At 46.9% G+C, this 12,290-nt stretch carries 12 protein-coding genes; 11 read left to right on the top strand and 1 reads right to left on the bottom strand.

Features of this window, described 5'->3' with window-relative positions; genetic code table 11:
- Together AKL11_RS18370 and AKL11_RS18365 are read left to right on the top strand one after the other, a co-directional pair.
- Positions 1 to 193: hypothetical protein (locus AKL11_RS18370; protein ID WP_216636817.1), on the top strand; the 193-nt coding region annotated here is incomplete at its 5' end.
- Positions 194 to 274: 81 nt separating this feature from the next.
- Positions 275 to 505 carry a hypothetical protein gene (locus tag AKL11_RS18365; protein ID WP_067520211.1) on the top strand — a complete coding sequence of 77 codons (231 nt, stop codon included), beginning with the start codon at positions 275 to 277 and terminating at the stop codon, positions 503 to 505.
- A 68-nt stretch (positions 506 to 573) separates the two neighbouring features.
- Here AKL11_RS18365 and AKL11_RS18360 read toward each other — a convergent pair whose 3' ends face one another.
- Positions 574 to 915: a hypothetical protein gene (locus AKL11_RS18360; RefSeq protein WP_067520209.1), complete on the bottom strand. Its 342-nt coding sequence runs from the start codon at positions 913 to 915 to the stop codon at positions 574 to 576.
- A 202-nt stretch (positions 916 to 1,117) separates the two neighbouring features.
- On the opposite strand from AKL11_RS18360, the gene AKL11_RS18355 reads away from it, so the two are divergent.
- The 9 genes from AKL11_RS18355 (at position 1,118) to AKL11_RS18315 (ending at position 12,088) form a co-directional block, all read left to right on the top strand.
- Positions 1,118 to 2,512 (top strand): isochorismate synthase, encoded by a 1,395-nt coding sequence (locus AKL11_RS18355; protein ID WP_157673652.1) that lies wholly within the window; start codon positions 1,118 to 1,120, stop codon positions 2,510 to 2,512.
- A complete protein-coding gene (gene menD, locus AKL11_RS18350) occupies positions 2,509 to 4,257 on the top strand; it encodes a 2-succinyl-5-enolpyruvyl-6-hydroxy-3-cyclohexene-1-carboxylic-acid synthase (protein ID WP_067520205.1) in 1,749 nt (582 codons plus the stop codon). Before AKL11_RS18355 ends, menD begins: the two co-directional genes overlap by 4 nt.
- On the top strand, positions 4,254 to 5,924 hold the full coding sequence (gene menB / locus AKL11_RS26800; protein WP_095210506.1) for a 1,4-dihydroxy-2-naphthoyl-CoA synthase: 1,671 nt from the start codon (positions 4,254 to 4,256) through the stop codon (positions 5,922 to 5,924). Before menD ends, menB begins: the two co-directional genes overlap by 4 nt.
- A 40-nt stretch (positions 5,925 to 5,964) precedes the next feature.
- Positions 5,965 to 6,996: an o-succinylbenzoate synthase gene (menC, locus tag AKL11_RS18340; protein WP_067520203.1), complete on the top strand. Its 1,032-nt coding sequence runs from the start codon at positions 5,965 to 5,967 to the stop codon at positions 6,994 to 6,996.
- The gene (menE, locus tag AKL11_RS18335) at positions 6,996 to 8,405 is read left to right on the top strand and encodes an o-succinylbenzoate--CoA ligase (protein ID WP_067520201.1); all 1,410 of its coding nucleotides are present in this window, start codon (positions 6,996 to 6,998) and stop codon (positions 8,403 to 8,405) included. Before menC ends, menE begins: the two co-directional genes overlap by 1 nt.
- Before the next feature lie 147 nt (positions 8,406 to 8,552).
- On the top strand, positions 8,553 to 9,134 hold the full coding sequence (thpR, locus tag AKL11_RS18330) for an RNA 2',3'-cyclic phosphodiesterase (protein WP_157673651.1): 582 nt from the start codon (positions 8,553 to 8,555) through the stop codon (positions 9,132 to 9,134).
- 162 nt (positions 9,135 to 9,296) lie between these two features.
- Positions 9,297 to 10,316: a ubiquinone anaerobic biosynthesis protein UbiU gene (ubiU, locus tag AKL11_RS18325; RefSeq protein WP_067520197.1), complete on the top strand. Its 1,020-nt coding sequence runs from the start codon at positions 9,297 to 9,299 to the stop codon at positions 10,314 to 10,316.
- Positions 10,317 to 10,558: 242 nt separating this feature from the next.
- Entirely contained in the window at positions 10,559 to 11,443 is an 885-nt protein-coding gene (locus tag AKL11_RS18320) for a U32 family peptidase (protein WP_067520195.1), read from the top strand.
- A gap of 162 nt (positions 11,444 to 11,605) precedes the next feature.
- Positions 11,606 to 12,088: a hypothetical protein gene (locus tag AKL11_RS18315; RefSeq protein WP_067520193.1), complete on the top strand. Its 483-nt coding sequence runs from the start codon at positions 11,606 to 11,608 to the stop codon at positions 12,086 to 12,088.
- Positions 12,089 to 12,290 lie beyond the last annotated feature (202 nt).

Genomic DNA, 12,290 nt, shown 5'->3' with positions numbered 1-12,290 from the left:
CCTTTACGAAAACATGATGACACCTTATGAAAAACTGAAATCTTTGCCTGACTGGACGCAATATTTGAAGAAAGGAACTCCGCCGCATGCATTGGAGTCAAAGGCTGAATCAATGAGTGATAACGAGGCTGCCCAGCAACTGCAGTCTGCCAGAGAATCACTGTTTCAAGGCATCTTTAAGCGAAAGGCCTGAAATCATGGATTTATACTCTTTTCAGGCTCATTTTGGGATTGGAAAATACTTTCGTCCAGATACTGTTTGTAGGTGATTGCAATGAAACAAATAAAAGTCGCAGTACGGAAAAAAGGCTCCAGGGAAAGTGTCGAGCTGAACGAGGCGGATCTTGAGCTGAAGCAAACCCTTGAAAGGTTGGCGAAAAAAGGCATCAACCCCATGCAGATGTGCCATAAGCTGAATGAGCATGGGGTCAGTTTTCCCGGTGAAGGGGAGTGGACCTACGATCATGTGATGGAGGAATGCCAGCGACTGAAAGTGGATATCTAAGTATTGCTTGAATCCAGCTTCACCAGCCAGCCAGCCAGCCTGTTGGCTGGCTTCACTTCAGCTGTCTATTACCCTTTACTTGATTCCAATAGCGCTTGAAATCGTTGTTGCTTCTCTTCTTTCGATAAAATGGATGCTTCACCGGTCGCGTCCGGCACCAGTGGGCTGGCGTCCAGTGGTGGTAAATCATTCTGAACCACTTCGGGTACCGCATTTTCAATCAACCAGGATTCCATCACCTCCAGCGCTTCCAGCAAACCTTCGTATTCTTCCGAGGTATCCGTTTCCTGCTCTTCGGACTGTTGGAGCTTCTTCAAAAGATTGTCTTTAATCTGGAGAATCCGTGGCTCCTGAATCTTCCCTTTATTTTCTTCCAGCCACTTTCTGGCGGACTCACCATTGGTTGACATGATCAGCGATTGCCTATGTAAAAAATGAGGTCATGAATGATAAGAAAAATCATCTAAGATTGTATATGGCTGCATGGCTATCTTTTTATGGACACTCGTCCAATTCTCGGTAAATACGATCCTGATAATGGTGGTCAATCTGTATACCATTAGTTATCTTACGCTGTTTTTATTCATTGACTACTTATCTTGGCAGGCTGCTTTGACCCGTGTAATTCAGGCTCAGTTTTCATTAATGGTGGAACAGTTGGCGCGACTGACCAGTGAGTCTGCACCGGATCAGCCGCTGTATCGCGTTGAGTTACCGTTGCCTGCCATTGCCTTGAAGGGTTTTCTTGCCTCACAGAGCATTAAGGAAAAAGCTTATTGGTCTGATCGGGATGGTGATTATTCCGTAGCAACACTGGGGTATAGCTGGTCAGAGACGCTATCTTCTCGAAAAGATATCAGTGTTGCATTTGCGAATGCCCGAACGCTATTGGGCAGCTTGCCCGAATTATCAGGCGCCCGTTGTCTTTGTTACCTTTCCTTTTCGGACAATATAGAGTGCATCTGGCCGAGCTTTGGTTATGGTCGGATAATCCTGCCCCTGGTTGAAGTGGTTGAAAGCCGTAAGGGCCATGTTTTAGGCGTCAATCTTCGCAGTGGTAATGATATTGAGTGGCAATCCAGCCTCCGTAAGGCCGTGGAAGTTATTCAGTCATTGACGTGGCAACAGCAACTTCCGGTGATTAATGTTCAGACAACACTGAATGGCTATATGCCGTCGTATAATGACTGGAAAGAGATGATTGCAAACGCAAAAAATGCTTTTGCAACCGCGTATCTGAAAAAGGTGGTGTTTTCCCGTGAGACTCGGTTAGACATAAATGGTCAGTTATCAAGCTGGTCATTACTCCATGCCTGGAAGCAGGCGAATCCGCAGTCTTATCAGTTTTGGTTCCAAGGGGATAATGAAGTTTTCTTAGGATGCTCACCGGAAAGGCTCGTGAAGCGTCTGGAAAATGTTATCTCAACAGAAGCACTGGCCGGCACCATTGTTCGTGGCTTTGATTCCACAGAAGATGACCAGTATGCCCAGGCGCTGATGAATGATCGAAAAAACCTCCATGAAAACCGGCTGGTATTGGACGATATCTGTACCCAGCTCGCTTCGTTGTGCCAGACGCTAGAGGCGGATCGCAGCCATTCCATCGTCAAGTTAAGGCACATACAACACCTTCGATATCAGATCCGTGGTGTATTGAATGAGTCCGTTCATGATGAACACCTCTTGCAGGCATTGCATCCAACACCAGCGGTGGGCGGTACCCCAAGACATGAAGCAATGTCGTTTATTGCAAAGCATGAGCCCTATGCACGGGGTTTGTATGCCGGGGTGTGTGGCACATTGAGTGTTCAGAAAAGTGACTTCAGTGTTGCAATACGCAGTGCACGATTAACGGAGCAATCACTGAGGTTGTATTCCGGTGCGGGCATTGTTGAAGCTTCTGTGGCAGAAGATGAATGGTTGGAGCTTGATAATAAAATTGCGACTGTTGTGGATATCCTCTCTTGCCAGAGAGACCAAAAATACAATGTTCAGGTTTGGTCATGACGTTTAAAACTGTCTACGCCAATATTAATACGGTTTGGTCTTCTGTATTGATCGAAGAACTCTGGCGTCTGGGCGTTCGCCATTGCTGTATCGCACCGGGATCGCGTTCCGCACCGTTAACATTCGCTGTTGCCGCCCATGATGGCATAACACGACATGTGCATTTTGATGAACGCGGCCTTGGTTTTTTTGCGCTGGGATTGGCGAAAGCAACTAACGAGCCGGTTGCTATTATTACCACCTCAGGTACCGCGGTTGCGAACCTGTTTCCGGCGATCATTGAAGCTCGTCAATCCGGTGTCCCGCTGGTGGTATTGACGGCAGATAGACCGCCCGAGTTGATTGACTGTGGGGCTAATCAGGCCATTGATCAGTTGGGGATTTTTGGTGACTACACAGGAGCAAGGCTGGATTTGCCAACACCGGATCGAAAAATATCACTCCGGTGGCTATTGGGCAGTATTGACCAGTCGTTTTCCCGTTCTTGTGCACTTCAATTGCCTTTACACATCAATTGTATGTTCCGGGAACCGCTGTATCCCCATCAATCGGATGGCGAAAATAATAACGAACTGTCGTATTTCTCAGAGGTTGAGTCGTGGCTCTCTTCCCGTTCTCCTTATACCGAGTACATGCCGCTTAAGAGTGCTCAGGTACCTGATGAATCAAGATGGCAGCGATTTGCCGATGGCAAAGGCATCATTGTTGTTGGTCGTGTTTCCAATCATTCAGATACTGGCCAGATCATCAGGCTCGCTGACCGTCTTGGCTGGCCAGTAATCACTGACGTGCAATCACAACTGCACGGCCACCCACGGGCAACAAAATATCCGGATCTTATGCTGGCCAGCGATTCAGGCTTAACGCTGTTTAAACAGGCTGACCGAATCCTGCAATTTGGTGGATATTTGACCTCTAAACGACTGGATCAGTTTATTGCCCGTCATTCGTGGGTAGAAAACTGGATGGTTGACCCAGCTGCCAGAAGAGTGGACGCGGGGCAGAGGCAGAGCTTAAGAATCATCGGGAATATTGATGATCTCTGCCAGCAATTGGTTGATTTACCACTACATAAAGCTGATTCAATGGCGTGGAAAAAGCGTTTTGATGAGTTATCAGAAAAATTACACGACTATCTGGAGACTTCAGCGCCTGAGCTTTTGAATGAACGTTGGCTGGGTACTTATTTAGCTGAAAATTTGCCTGATAATGCAGGTGTGTTTCTCGGTAATAGCCTTCCTATTCGTATGGTTGAAATCTTTACCAGCAATCAACTTCCGAATGTCTATAGCAGTCGCGGAGCCAGTGGCATTGATGGACTGATTGCCACGGCTTCTGGTTGCGCTGTAGGCGCTGAACAGCCGCTGGTGCTATTGATTGGCGATATTTCATTTTTCCACGACCTGAATTCGTTGCAACTGGCCAGGCAGGCTAAATACCCTCTGGTGATTGTTATGGTAAATAACGACGGTGGTGGTATTTTTTATGTCACCACCAAAGGATGCGATGAAGATCAGGCCACGGTCGCTAAAGACTATTTTGTCACTCCCCATGGGTTAACCGCAAAACACGCGTCAGCGCTTTTTGGGGTTGACTACGCCTGTCCAGATTCCCCTGAAGCATTTATGAGTTGTTTTGCACAAGCAATGACAACATCTGGCTGTACGTTGATTGAAGTGATGACGCCTTCAGGTCAAGGCGCGGAGCTGATCAGTGAAGCGGTGAGTGGAGTCAGTGAGTTATGACACTGGCCTGGCGCTGTTTTGGCGAGCCGAACTTTCCGACTGTCGTGTTATTGCATGGTTTTATGGGCAGTGGTGAGGATTGGCAGCGCTTAATTGATGAGTTAACCCAGAGCTATTTTCTGATTACTGTGGATTTACCCGGCCATGGCGCGAGTTCGTGGCTCGAAGAGGATAATGATGGTTTTTCAGCTTTTGCCAGTCGATTGAACGTCACGCTCGCAGAGATAGAGCAAAGCCAATCAGTTGATCTAAGTCGCTTCAGCCTGTTGGGTTATTCACTGGGCGGCCGGTTGGCAATGAGTTATGCCATTACTCACCCAGAAAGAGTTATTCAATTGTTTCTGGAAGGCGCTCATACGGGTTTGGTGAATGAACACGAGAAAGCAGAACGAGCGCTGTCGGATCATGCATGGGCAATAAGGTTCCAGAAAGACGATCTTCATAGTGTGCTGTGTGATTGGTATCGTCAGCCGGTGTTTTCTGGGTTAACCACAGAACAGGTGTCGTCTCTGATTGTTAACAGGGCAGATTCACAGTCAGGGAGAGCTTTAGCTGAGGCGATGATGGCATACAGTCTTTCAAAACAGCCTGATTATCGAAGCCTTATCGCCAGTCAGCCATTCCCAGTGCACTATTTTTACGGTGAAAAGGATCAAAAGTTTGGTCTGTTGGCGAAACAATGGCTGGCTGAAGGTGTGGTTGATAGTGCTCATTCCATTTCAGGGAGTGGGCACAATATTCATTGGGAGCAGCCACAGGCACTTGCCAGGCTGATCAGGGATTTTATGAGGAGCCGAGGCGTTGAGGAGTTAATGAGTATGGCGATTGAAAGTAAACAGTTGGATTCTGGTGTTATCTGGGAAAATCTCTCCGGTGATTTTCAGGATGTCCTTTACCATCAGGCGGAAGGTATTGCGAAAATTACCATTAACCGCCCTGAAAAGCGTAATGCCTTTCGACCACAGACCATTGTCGAAATTCAAAAAGCGTTGGAATCAGCGCGATTTGATGAGTCCGTTGGTGTAGTGATTCTAACGGGCGCAGGCGATCTGGCTTTTTGTTCCGGTGGCGATCAGAGTGTTCGCGGTGACTCAGGTTATAAAGACGACAAAGGCACTCATCATCTGAATGTTCTGGATTTGCAGCGTCAAATTCGTACCTGCCCAAAGCCGGTTGTGGCCATGGTGGCGGGTTATGCCATTGGTGGTGGACATGTACTGCACCTTGTGTGTGATTTGACCATTGCTGCAGATAATGCACGTTTTGGTCAGACAGGCCCAAAGGTTGGTTCTTTTGATGGCGGCTACGGAGCCAGTTATCTTGCTCGTATCGTGGGTCAGAAGAAGGCCCGTGAAATCTGGTTCCTCTGCCGTCAGTACGATGCCCAAAAGGCAGAAAGCATGGGGCTGGTCAACACCGTTGTTCCCCTTGAAGAACTTGAAAAGACAACCGTTGAATGGTGTCGTGAAATTCTTCAGCACTCTCCACTGGCATTACGCTGCTTGAAATCCGCTATGAATGCCGATTGTGATGGTCAGACAGGTCTGCAAGAGTTGGCCGGTAATGCGACATTGCTCTTTTATATGAGTGAAGAAGCTCAGGAAGGGCGCAACGCATTTTTGGAGAAGCGTCAGCCAGACTTTGGTCGTTTTGGTCGTAATCCTTGATTATCAAACTTGCTAACGCCCCCTCATGGTGAAGCCCACGATGATGAAAGTGAAAGCTGATATTGTTAAATATCGGCTGCCGCTAAAGCATCCGATCGCAGTTAATCAACACTCAATCAGTGAGCGGGAAGGTTTGATTCTTTGCCTGCAGGCAGGGGATCGCTTTGGTTATGGCGACATTGCGCCATTGCCGGGCTTTAGTAGAGAGACGTTGAAAGAAGCTGAGAAACAGCTTCTTTCCTTTTGTTCCGCAGTGAATGCTAAAGAGTCGCTGCAGGATATTGAAAATCTGTCGTTTTTACAGAACTTCTCTTTAATGCCATCGGTCTCTTTTGGCATAGAGTCTGCTTTATGGTGGCTGAAGCAAGATCATTGGCTACCCCAACAACCGTCAATACCGTTGCTGCAAGGCGATATACAGAAGATTGTTGATAGATTGAAGCATTGGCAGGGAGAGCGTCAGGACGCTTGGCAAGGAAAGTGGCCTGCAGAATTTAAAGTGAAAACCGGTCGCCATTTGCGGGATGACGATGTGTTTAGAATCCATCAAATACTTCAGATTTTACCGGACTCCGTCAGTATAAAGCTGGATGCAAATCGACAATGGTCTTTTGATCAGGCCTGTGCTTTTGCTGAGGCACTTAAGGATGCAATTGACGTACAGCGTATTGCATTTGTAGAAGAGCCGACAGTGTGTGTGGATGATTTTACAACACTGTATGATAAGACGGGCTTAAGGTTTGCTCTGGATGAAACTGTTCAGGAGCAGGGTTTTACTGTGCAGCCAATGTCAGGTCTTGCGGCCATTATTATTAAGCCAACGCTGGTGGGCGGTTTGAAACGTTGTCAGGCGCTGATAGAGTCCGCCCGACAGCATGGAATTCGTGCCATGATCAGCTCTTCCTATGAGTCAGTCATAGGTTTGCATATTCTGTATCAATTAAGTGCCCGATGGATTCCTGAAGAGTTACCCGGTCTTGATACTGCTTCGGTTTTTCGCCAGAGGCTGATCATTGGTGATGTGTCTGCCAGTGGTGCCATTGATTTTGATCCAACATGTTGTGAACGTTGATGACAGATACTGCTTTTTCTTTTCCCGCTATTTATGAGTGCCCTCTGCGCTATCAGGCTATTCATCATCCATCAGCGGTCGCCATTACAGGAGAAGAAAATACGATTTCTTTTACCCAGCTGGATCAGATGGTTGAACAATGTCGTTTATATTTGTCAGAAAAAGGGTTAAACGCAGGTGAGCGAATTCTTTTTGTGACGGAAGATGCGTTGAAGACAGTTGTCTTGCTGTTTGCTTGCCTAAGATCGCAATGGATCTTTTCACCGGTGAACCCTGCATTTCCTGTAGCGCAGCGGGAATATTATGGAAAGCGGATAGGCGCTTCGTTAATAGCCAGTGGCAACGACCTTCCGGATGTTATCGATGAATGCTTCTATGAGAGCTCAGAGACATTGAATAATCCAGTGTCTATCAATATCTCACCGGATGCGGTCTTTGATTTGATTGCTACATCCGGCACAACAGGCACGCCAAAAGCCGTTGCTCACAGTTATAAAAATCATTTTTACAGTGCCGGTGGCTCAATTTCGGAGTTGCCTCTGAATAGAGGTGATACCTGGTTGTTGTCGCTTCCCCTGTTTCATGTGGGTGGTTTGGCGATCATTATGCGCTGTGTTCTTGCCGGCGCTACGGTAGCGCTGTTCCAAAAGAAAATACCTCTGGCGAACATGCTGGCTACTCAGCGTATTTCGCATTTGTCTCTGGTGAACACCCAGCTGTTTCGATTGTTGGAGCAGGGCGTTAATCTTCACGCTTTTGGGGTTCGGTATATTCTTCTCGGTGGTGGTGTCGCCTCTCCAGCCTTGGTGGCAAAAGCGAGGGAGCAGGGCGTGAACCTTCTGACGACCTACGGTATGACAGAAATGGCCTCCCAGATTTGTACAGGAGAGCCTGAATTTGTTCATGGTGGTGTCACGTCTGGTCGGATTTTGCCGTATAGAAAGCTAACGTTGTCTGATGATAATGAAATCCTGGTCTCTGGCGAAACTCTGGCGCAAGGCTATTTTGAGAGCGGTGAGGTAACGCCTCTTATCGATCAGTCTGGATGGTTTCATACCGGTGATAAAGGGGAGTGGTGTGGTGAGCAGATAAAAATCAATGGCCGCATCGATAATATGATGATTTCCGGGGGGGAAAACATTCATCCGGAAGAGATAGAGCAGGCGTTATTAATGCTGCCAAACATCGTGCAGGCGGTGGTGGTGGCGGTTGAACACACGGAGTTTGGGCATCGTCCGTTAGCCTATGTGCAGACTGTGGATGGTAAACTCAATGAGTCTGAGGTGAAAACTTTACTGACAGGTGCTCTGGCTAAGTTTAAAATACCGGAACATATTCGTTTATTTCCCGATACTGTTTCTAATTCGGGAATTAAAGTAAATCGTAAAGAATTCCAGAGATTGGCCTGATGGGCGAATCATCTCTCCTCTATTTGCCTTGAATGCACTAAAATGTTTGAATTGGTTTTGGCTGTATGACGTTGAAGTTAAAATAACATGAATGTAAATGGCAGTAGCTGCAACGCATTAGATGACCTGAATCATCCCGGTGAACATATGTCAAAGGATAGCGCGGTCAGAACGTTTCTCGCAGTAAGGCTTCCCCTTGAGCTCGCTGCAACTCTGCACAAAAAAGCGATTCACAGGGCGGGTGACGAACATACTCATGATGTGCGCTGGGTGGTTCCGCAGCAACAGCATATTACCCTGAAATTTCTCGGTAGCAGTAATATAGATCAGCTGGATACACTGATTACTCGTCTTGAGCAGGGTTTTTCCGGGTGCAAAATGTTTGACAGCATGACGGGTTGCTTCCGATTTTTCCCTAATGGTCGAAAGTCACGCATTCTGGCACTGGATATGCATTCAGGACAGGAGCTTAAGCGCCTTGCCGCCATTTGTGAGTATGCCGCTCTGCAGTCCGGTTTTCAGCCGGAGCGCCGTAACTTCTATCCTCATGTGACGTTAGGGCGTTTCAAATCGCCAAGATATGTGAATCACAGTCAGTTTTTCAACCTACCCAGTTTTCGTATGACGGTGGCCGAAGTGGTTTTATTTCAGAGTGAACCTTCGTCCGATGGCAAAAAGTACAAAGCTCTGCACGTTTTTCCGCTGCAGCCTTTGGCGATCAGTGCGTAAATTACTCATCTTTAGTTCGGTTTTCAGCGTATTCCTTGATAAGTATCAAGCTGGTTTTTTGTGCAGTCTGGTAATCTGCACAAAAAGCTATGAGCAGAACGTACAGGTCGCTCTTTAATAGGGCGTCGCTATGTGCTCATGGCACCAAACAAGGAACAATCTATGGAATTGGTGTGTCCCGCCGGTAATCTTCCTTCCCTGAAAGCAGCCGTTGATAACGGTGCCGATGCGGTTTATATCGGTTTTCGTGATGAAACCAATGCGCGTCATTTTGCCGGTTTAAATTTCTCAGATCAGCGAGCTTTGAAAGCCCTTGAGTATGCTCACAACCCTGCACATAAAAACGGAAATAGAAAAAAGGCACGTCTATTTGTTGCCGTTAACACTTTCGCCCAGGCGACAAACTGGCATCGTTGGCAGAAAGCGGTGGACATGTGTGCCGACGTCGGTGTCGATGCTCTCATCGCTGCAGACATCAGTGTCCTTGATTACGCCAGTAGACGACATCCTGGACTAAATCTTCATTTGTCGGTTCAGGCATCAGCCACCAATCAGGCCAGCTTGTCTTTTTATCACGACCATTTTGGTATTAAACGGGCTGTTTTGCCCCGGGTGCTTTCTCTAAAGCAAGTTGAGCGACTGGCACAGAAAAGTCCTGTGGAGCTTGAGGTATTTGCCTTTGGTAGTTTGTGCATCATGGCAGAAGGTCGCTGTATTCTGTCGTCTTATGTGACGGGGGAATCACCCAATACTGCGGGTGCGTGCTCGCCGGCTTCTGCCGTTCGTTGGCAGGAAACGGCAAACGGCATGGAAACCCGTCTTGGTGGGTTATTGATTGACCGTTTTGCAAAGAATGAACAAGCAGGCTATCCAACACTGTGTAAAGGTCGGTTTGCTGTGAATGGTCATATCAGTCATGCCATCGAAGAGCCAACCAGTCTGAATACACTGGATTTAATCCCGCAGCTCCATGAGGCGGGCATTAGCGCGGTAAAAATTGAAGGTCGTCAGCGCAGCCCGGCTTATGTTGCCGAGGTTGTCAGAATATGGCGGGAAGCCATTGATCACTATCAGGCAAACCCCGCTGCCTTTGCTACCAACGAACGTTGGATGTCCGGGTTGGGTCGATTATCGGAAGGAAGCCAAACGACACTTGGCGCATATAGTCGAACCTGGCAGTAATACCAATGTCGCTTTTAAATTATGGCGTGAGCAAGTTATTTTGGCCGGCCGGGCAAGGCGAAGAGACAAGTCATAGCAGTAGCTATGGCGAGGAGCTTCAACACAGATCCAGTCGACCAAAATGGCTGCACAGCCCATAATTTAAAAGCAGAATTGGTATAAAAGCCATTTTGAAAAATTGATTCATCGCAAAGTTTAGATTTTCTGCTCCTTAATTCCTGGGGCACAAAAAGGATTAACCCATGCAAATTACTCTCGGGCCGTTGCTCTTCTTCTGGCCTAAAGCCGAAGTGATCGCCTTTTATGAAAAGGTGGCTGAGTCTGCCTTTGGCCGCGTGTATTTGGGGGAGGTAGTCTGCTCCAAACGTCGGGAGTTGAAGCTGGATGACTGGCTATACATTGCCAGAATGTTGCAGGCAAAAGGCAAAGAAGTCGTGCTATCTACCTTGACCTTGATAGAGGCAGAGTCGGAGTTGTCACAAGTCAGCAAAATTTGTGGTAATGGTGAATTTCTGGTGGAAGCCAATGATATGAGTGCGGTGCATTATCTCTCTAAAGTTGGGTTACCTTTCACTACCGGTCCTTCGGTCAATCTTTACAGTGCTGAGGCACTTAAAGTATTGCATGACAAAGGCTTGAAGCGTTGGGTGATGCCGGTAGAGCTGTCTTTTGATCATCTCAAGATGATCACCAAGAGATTGCCTGAGCTGGGTGCCCAGAAGCTGGAAACCGAAGTGTTTGGTTATGGGTATCTTCCATTGGCTTATTCAGCCCGATGTTTTACTGCCCGTGCTGAAAATAACAGTAAGGATAATTGTGGCTTTGCCTGTCTGAAAACCGCTTCTGGTATCCCACTGGCCACTCAGGAAGGTGATGCACTGTTTGTTATGAATGGTATTCAGACATTATCTGGTCAGTGCCATGACATACTCGATCAGTGGCATGGTATCCAGTCTGAAGGTGTCAACGGTGTCCGTTTGTCTGCACATTTTGGTGACATTTTCGATGTAGCCCAAAGGTTGGCAGAGGCCATAATTAGCAAAGGGGCTGTACAGGGCAATAGCGATACGAAGACATTAAATGGTTACTGGTTTGGTCAACGGGGAATTGACCATATCCCCACATGAAGCGTGACGGTTATTTTTGGGGAGGGTGAAAGCCGGTTTGGTGAACTTTCTAAGCACGATGGTGTCTTTAATCTGTCGGCTTTATGATTTATCCCATAGTTCGGGATAAGGTTTACTGTGGCCGGCTGTAATCAAACACATTAATGACGCTCTAGGATAACCATGGATTCAGTTAGAACCGGAAGAGGGCTTGTAACAACTTATTATTGTAATGGCAAGTCTCTCCAAAATGATAATAAACCGGATGATTACAATCCACGCTATCGCTTAAAAAGGAAGTCTTCTCATTCAGGTCTTAGAATAGAAAGCAGTAAAAAACAGATCACTCAAAGAGATATAAAGCTGAGAAAATATGATGATCAATTTTCTTCTGATAGTGATGAGCGAGGTAGGCTCGGCGAGCAAGCTCTTCAATTAATTGATCAGGCAGTAAGAATCCAAAACACTGTCCCAGAAGGTGGGCGGGGATTCGATAGGTCGTCAATCTCGGATAAAGAAGTACGTGATCTATTTCAGCAGCTCATTGATGTGCAACTTAATATTCGATTATTAAGGGGTTGCCAACGAGTTTCATACAAGACAGCAGCTATGCTATCCAAAAGGGGCTCTTCAGGGGTATCTGTGGGTAAAAATGAGCTAATTTGAAGAAAAAAGCACCAGCGATCGATTTCTGATAGATTTTTTTGTTTGCAGACAAAAAACAATAAGAAACGTCGCTGATGCTGATAAAAACTATCCTCAATAAAGCTCATAAACTCAAGTCATTTGTTTATCAGGATGTAAAACTCGGCTTCCATCAAGGCTCTGAAGTCTTCGATGTGACAGTCGTTCCCCGCAAGAATGGTCA

It is taken from the genome of Endozoicomonas ascidiicola (assembly GCF_001646945.1).
Classification (GTDB): domain Bacteria; phylum Pseudomonadota; class Gammaproteobacteria; order Pseudomonadales; family Endozoicomonadaceae; genus Endozoicomonas; species Endozoicomonas ascidiicola.
This window is presented reverse-complemented; position numbering and strand designations above follow the sequence as displayed.

Coding starts and splice junctions, on each gene's coding strand:
- AKL11_RS18320 (WP_067520195.1), top strand. CDS start 10,559: ATGCAAATTACTCTCGGGCCGTTGCTCTTCTTCTGGCCTAAAGCCGAA.
- menE (WP_067520201.1), top strand. CDS start 6,996: ATGACAGATACTGCTTTTTCTTTTCCCGCTATTTATGAGTGCCCTCTG.
- menD (WP_067520205.1), top strand. CDS start 2,509: ATGACGTTTAAAACTGTCTACGCCAATATTAATACGGTTTGGTCTTCT.
- AKL11_RS18365 (WP_067520211.1), top strand. CDS start 275: ATGAAACAAATAAAAGTCGCAGTACGGAAAAAAGGCTCCAGGGAAAGT.
- AKL11_RS18360 (WP_067520209.1), bottom strand. CDS start 915: ATGTCAACCAATGGTGAGTCCGCCAGAAAGTGGCTGGAAGAAAATAAA.
- AKL11_RS18315 (WP_067520193.1), top strand. CDS start 11,606: ATGGATTCAGTTAGAACCGGAAGAGGGCTTGTAACAACTTATTATTGT.
- menC (WP_067520203.1), top strand. CDS start 5,965: ATGATGAAAGTGAAAGCTGATATTGTTAAATATCGGCTGCCGCTAAAG.
- ubiU (WP_067520197.1), top strand. CDS start 9,297: ATGGAATTGGTGTGTCCCGCCGGTAATCTTCCTTCCCTGAAAGCAGCC.
- thpR (WP_157673651.1), top strand. CDS start 8,553: ATGTCAAAGGATAGCGCGGTCAGAACGTTTCTCGCAGTAAGGCTTCCC.
- menB (WP_095210506.1), top strand. CDS start 4,254: ATGACACTGGCCTGGCGCTGTTTTGGCGAGCCGAACTTTCCGACTGTC.